We start from the raw sequence: 207 nt of genomic DNA, 5'->3' as shown, positions 1-207 counted from the left end.
CGCCGTCGATGATCGAGGCATGGTTGAGCGCGTCGGAGATGATCGCGTCCTCTTCGCCCAAGAGCGTTTCGAACAGGCCGCCATTGGCGTCGAAACACGACGAATAGAGGATCGTGTCTTCCAGGCCGAGGAACGACGAAATCCGGGCCTCGAGTGCTTTATGCTCCTCCTGCGTGCCGCAGATGAAGCGCACCGAGGCCATGCCGT

At 60.9% G+C, this 207-nt stretch carries 1 protein-coding gene; it reads right to left on the bottom strand.

Annotation, left to right across the window (positions count from 1 at the left end; translation table 11 throughout):
• Positions 1–207: aminotransferase class I/II-fold pyridoxal phosphate-dependent enzyme (locus L981_RS32990; protein WP_043627251.1), on the bottom strand; the 207-nt coding region annotated here is incomplete at both ends.

Origin of the sequence: Ensifer sp. ZNC0028 (assembly GCF_000799055.1) — a bacterium.
In the GTDB taxonomy this organism is placed as follows: domain Bacteria; phylum Pseudomonadota; class Alphaproteobacteria; order Rhizobiales; family Rhizobiaceae; genus Ensifer.
Note: the sequence above shows the minus strand (reverse complement) of the source record. Positions and strands in the feature narration are given on the sequence as shown.